This is a genomic window from Streptomyces sp. IBSBF 3136, from assembly GCF_036815105.1.
In the GTDB taxonomy this organism is placed as follows: domain Bacteria; phylum Actinomycetota; class Actinomycetes; order Streptomycetales; family Streptomycetaceae; genus Streptomyces.
Map to the genome: position 1 here is coordinate 1 of NZ_JAJSZC010000371.1, position 4,566 is coordinate 4,566.

General features: G+C 72.5%; 5 protein-coding genes and 1 pseudogene. All 6 read left to right on the forward strand.

Annotated features, from left to right (window positions below; all coding sequences use genetic code 11):
* Nucleotides 1-190 (forward strand): annotated as a pseudogene (locus tag V7E45_RS38905) (sensor histidine kinase); the annotation flags it as partial.
* Nucleotides 187-858, forward strand: coding sequence for a response regulator transcription factor (locus V7E45_RS38910; protein ID WP_333779010.1), 672 nt, complete (start codon nucleotides 187-189; stop codon nucleotides 856-858). The pseudogene V7E45_RS38905 and the gene V7E45_RS38910, both read left to right, overlap by 4 nt.
* A complete protein-coding gene (locus tag V7E45_RS38915) occupies nucleotides 855-2,057 on the forward strand; it encodes a sialidase family protein (RefSeq protein ID WP_333779011.1) in 1,203 nt (400 codons plus the stop codon). Before V7E45_RS38910 ends, V7E45_RS38915 begins: the two co-directional genes overlap by 4 nt.
* A gap of 160 nt (nucleotides 2,058-2,217) precedes the next feature.
* On the forward strand, nucleotides 2,218-2,841 hold the full coding sequence (locus V7E45_RS38920; RefSeq protein ID WP_333779012.1) for a hypothetical protein: 624 nt from the start codon (nucleotides 2,218-2,220) through the stop codon (nucleotides 2,839-2,841).
* A complete protein-coding gene (locus V7E45_RS38925) occupies nucleotides 2,838-3,425 on the forward strand; it encodes a hypothetical protein (protein WP_333779013.1) in 588 nt (195 codons plus the stop codon). Before V7E45_RS38920 ends, V7E45_RS38925 begins: the two co-directional genes overlap by 4 nt.
* A partial coding sequence (locus V7E45_RS38930; protein ID WP_333779014.1) for a putative T7SS-secreted protein occupies nucleotides 3,425-4,566 on the forward strand: 1,142 nt, incomplete at its 3' end. The genes V7E45_RS38925 and V7E45_RS38930, both read left to right, overlap by 1 nt.

Sequence of the window (4,566 nt, forward strand, 5' to 3'; positions counted from 1 at the left end):
AGCCGGGCGTGCCGGAGACGCCGACAGCGCGGGGAAGGCCGGGAACGGCACCCCCGGCACGCCCGGCTACGGACTGCTGGGGATGCGGGAGCGGGCGCGCAGCGTCGGCGGGACGGTGACCGCGGGGCCGCGCGCGGACGCCCCGGGCTTCGAGGTGACGGCCGTACTGCCGCTGGGAGGCACCCCGTGAACCCCGTACGGGTGCTGCTCGCCGACGACCAGGCCCTGGTACGGGCCGCGTTCGCGATGCTCGTGGAGACCGCGCCTGACATGGTGGTCGTCGGGCAGGCCGCCACCGGCCGCGAGGCCGTCGACCTCGCCCGCACCGAACGCGCCGACCTGGTGCTGATGGACATCCGCATGCCCGGGCTCGACGGCATCGAGGCGACCCGGCTGATCGCCGCCGACGAGGACCTGGCCGGGGTGCGGGTCCTGGTCCTCACCACCTACGACACCGACGAGCACATCGTGGACGCGCTGCGCGCCGGCGCCTCGGGGTTCCTGGTGAAGGACACCCGCCCCGCCGACCTGCTCGACGCGATCCGCGTCGTCGCCGCGGGCGAGGCGCTGCTCTCGCCCGGACCGACGGCACGGCTGATCGAGCGGTTCCTGCGCAGCCCCTCCGCCCCGCCGACGGCCGGTCCCGAGTGCCTGTCGGAGCGGGAGCGGCAGGTCCTGACCCTGGTCGCCCGGGGCCTCAACAACACCGAGATCGCCGAGGCGTTGGGACTGAGCCCGCTCACCGCCAAGACCCACGTGAGCCGGATCATGGGCAAGCTGGGAGCGCGCGACCGGGCCCAGCTCGTCGTCGTGGGCTACGAGTCCGGACTGGTGACTCCGGGGACCATGGGGGCGTGACCCCGCTGAGCCGCGTCCTCCTCGCCGCCACCGCCTTCCTCACCCCGCTCGCCACCGCGCACCCCGCCCACACGGCGTACGGCTGCGTCTCCTCCGTGCCGTACACGGCCGGGGAGGGCGGCTACGACACCTACCGCATCCCCGCGACCGTCACCACGCGGCGCGGCACCGTCCTGGCCTTCGCCGAGGGCCGGCACGACGGCGCCGGTGACAGCGGCGACATCGATGTCGTCCTGCGCCGCTCCACCGACGGCGGCTGCACCTGGCGCCCGCTGACGATCGCGGCCGCGGGGGAGGGCGACACCCGCGGCAACCCGGCCCCCGTGGTCGACCCGCGCACCGGCGCGGTCGTCCTGCTCACCTCGTACAACGGCGGGTCGGTGACCGAGGCGCAGATCATGCGAGGGGAGGCCGCACCCGGCCGCGGCCGCCGGGTGTTCGTGCAGCGCAGCGTGGACGACGGCCGCAGTTTCACGCGCCCGAGGGACATCACGGCCGAGGTGAAGCCGGCGCACTGGCGCTGGTACGCGACCGGCCCCGGCCACGCCCTCGCCCTCACCCGGGGCCCGCACACCGGCCGCCTGCTGGTCCCCGCCGACCACTCCACCGCCCCGCCGGCCGGCTCGCCCGACACCGGCCGGGAGCCCAGGTACTACGGCGCCCACGCCCTCTACAGCGACGACGGCGGCCACACATGGCACCTCGGCTTCACGGACGCCACCCACGACGGCAGGACCAACGCCAACGAGACGACCGCCGCCCAACTCCCGGACGGTCGGCTCTACTTCACGTCCCGCGACCAGAACGGCACGAACCCCGGCAACCGCGTGGACACCTACTCCAGCGACGGCGGCGAAACCCTGGACCGCCCCTGGCGCCCCCAGCCCGCACTGGACGACGTCCCGGTGGTGGAGGGAAGCGCCCTGCAACTCAGGGGTGGAGGAGCCCCTTTGCTGTTCTCTGCCCCCTCCACCCCCACCGCCCGCCGCGCGCCGGCCCTGTGGCGCAGCCCGGACGGCGGGCGGACCTTCACCAAGATGCTCACCCTCTCCCCACGACCGGCCGCCTACTCCGACCTGGTCCAAGTGGACCGGCACACGGTCGGGGTCCTGTACGAGACGGGGGAGGAGGGGCCGTACGAGATGATCGAGTTCGCGCGAGTACGCCTGGACCAGCCGGCTGCGGAGCCGCGCATGTGATCAGAACCGGACGCTCTGCGACGGGAGTTGACGGACCTTTGCCCATTATTGATCCGAAGCCCGTTGCTCGCGCCATCCCGTCCATGTGAGCATGGAAGATCGTTCGCTGACCGAAAATCAGCCGAACGCATCAGGACATTTCGGTGAGGGGGAAGGCGCTGTGACCAGCGCTGAGCCGACGGGGGCGTCGGGCGAGGATGAGGGGCGTACGCGCAGGTCGGCGCTGGCGGACATCGCGGAGCAGACGATTCTGCGCGCGGGCGACGAACCGTTGCCCGGCGACGGAACCGAGTCCGCGACCACACCGCACCCGGCCCCCGGCAGACTTGCTGACGCAAACGAGATTGCCAGGCTCAGGGCTCACCGGCGCCAGTTCAACGCCCGGCTCGGGGAGTTCCGCCGCAGCCGCGTCCTCGTCCCGTACGGGGAGAACGGCGCGGCCCTGACCGTGGAGCTGCAGGGGGCACGGTGGTTGCTCGCGTTCACCGACGAGGCCGCGCTGGGACGCTTCGCGAGAGCGCGCGGGGAGGCTGACCGGACCTGGCGGTACCGGACGGTGTGGGGCGCCGCGGTCCTGGACGCGGGCGTACCTGCGGTGGCCGGGGCTGGAACTGGATCCGGGGCCGGGCTGCCGTGCGGGGTGCTGGTGGACGCCGGTGACGGCGAGCGGGGACTGGTGCTGCCACCGGTCGTAGGGATAGTGCCGGAGGCGTGCGCCCTGAACGGGCCGGCCGTGGGCACGGACACGGACGCGGACAGTGGGACGGGGGAGGAACGGCGATGACCACGCCGAGCGGGGGCGGACAGCCGGACCTGCGGGTGCAGGGGCTGAAGCTGATGGCCGAGGGCATCAACAAGGCGCTGAGCGAGATGGATTCGCTCGGCGGAATGAAGGGCTGGGCGGGCGCGGGGCGCGGTTTCACCGGCCTGGAGATGGACGGCATGGCCGTCGGCGACGACCACCTCGGCGCGATGCTGCACACCTTCTGCGAGCGGTGGCAGTGGGGAGTGCGCGACCTGATGCAGGAGGGCAACGCGCTGGCGGAGGGGATGGGACTCGCGGCCGGCACCTTCCACCAGACGGACGAGTACGTGAAGGGCTCGCTGAAGGTCGCCTACAACTCCGTGGTCGGAGACCCCTTCGCGTCCAACGACCAGGTGGAGAAGGAGAGCCTGGACCAGATCAACCACGCGGCGGCCACGACGGGTTACGGCGAGAAGGACCGCGAGAACCTGGTGAACTCCGTGAAGCAGACCGGCAAGGGCATGCTCACGGACGTGGAGACGAGCGAGGGAGTGCCGGGCAGCCCGATCCCGCTGTCGCCGTCGATCGTGCGGGACGTGACGGGGTCGGGGGAGGGCAACTGATGTCCTTCACGAGCAAGTTCAACCACGCAGTCGGGTCGCTCAAGTCCGGCTACGACCACGTCAAACGGACGACGGGCCACGTCATCGACGAGGGCGCGCACGGTGTGGGCGACGCGCTCGACTGGGCCGGCGCGCACGGCGCGGCGGACAAGGTCGACGACTGGGGCGACTCCACGGCGTCCAAGCTGGGCGCGCACGTGGACGAACAGCAACTGGACGAGACCGAGGACCCGAAGGAACTCATCCACGGAGACCCGGCCAAGCTGCGCGAGACGGCGGGACATCTGCGGACCTTCGCGCAGTCCTTCGGCGCCGTCGCCTCCGGCATGCAGAAGCTGGACTCCTCGGACTTCCAGGGCGAGGCGGCCGACACCTTCCGCGAGAAGTTCGCCACCCACCAGACCAAGTGGCGCCAGGCCGCCGAGGCGTGCGGCGAGGCCGCCGCGGGCCTGGAGGACTTCGCCCACACGGTGGAGTGGGCCCAGGCGCAGGCCCGGGAGGCGGTGGCGAAGTACCGCGAGGGCAAGGCCGCCTCGAACACCTACCAGCACCAGGTGAAGACGTACAACGACGCGGTCGAGGCGGGCGAGAAGGACCCCGGGCCCAGGCCCTCGGAGCAGGACCCGGGCGACGGGGCCAAGCACGCGGCGGAGGAGATCCTGGCCGCGGCCAGACGCCAGCGCACCCAGCTCGCCTCGGAGGCGGCGGCCCGTCTCGAGCGGGCCCTGCAGCACGCCCCGCACGAGCCCTCGGCCCTGAACCAGCTCAAGCTGGACGGCGCAGACGCCTGGGACGCCGCCAAGACCGAGGACATGCGCTTCTTCGGCGGCTTCATGCGCGGCCTCGGCGACCTGAACAACCTGGCCCGCAACGCCAACCCGCTCGACCCGTACGCGATCACGCACCCCTACGAAGCACTCCAGGCCAAGGTGGAACTGCTCGGCGGAGCCGTCCACATGGTCACCCACCCCACCCAGACCGGCAACCAGCTCTGGAACTCATTCCTCCAGGACCCGGGCGGCGTCGGCGGCGAACTCCTCCCACAGTTCCTCATCCCGGAGGCGGGCGCGGAGGGCGCGGCCGTGGACGGAGCCCGCGCCGCGGAGAGCGGCGTGAAGGGGGCCGAGGAAGGGGTTGCGGG

Excerpts from the sequence above, each read along its gene's own strand:
- V7E45_RS38925 (WP_333779013.1), top strand. The coding sequence starts at position 2,838 with ATGACCACGCCGAGCGGGGGCGGACAGCCGGACCTGCGGGTGCAGGGG.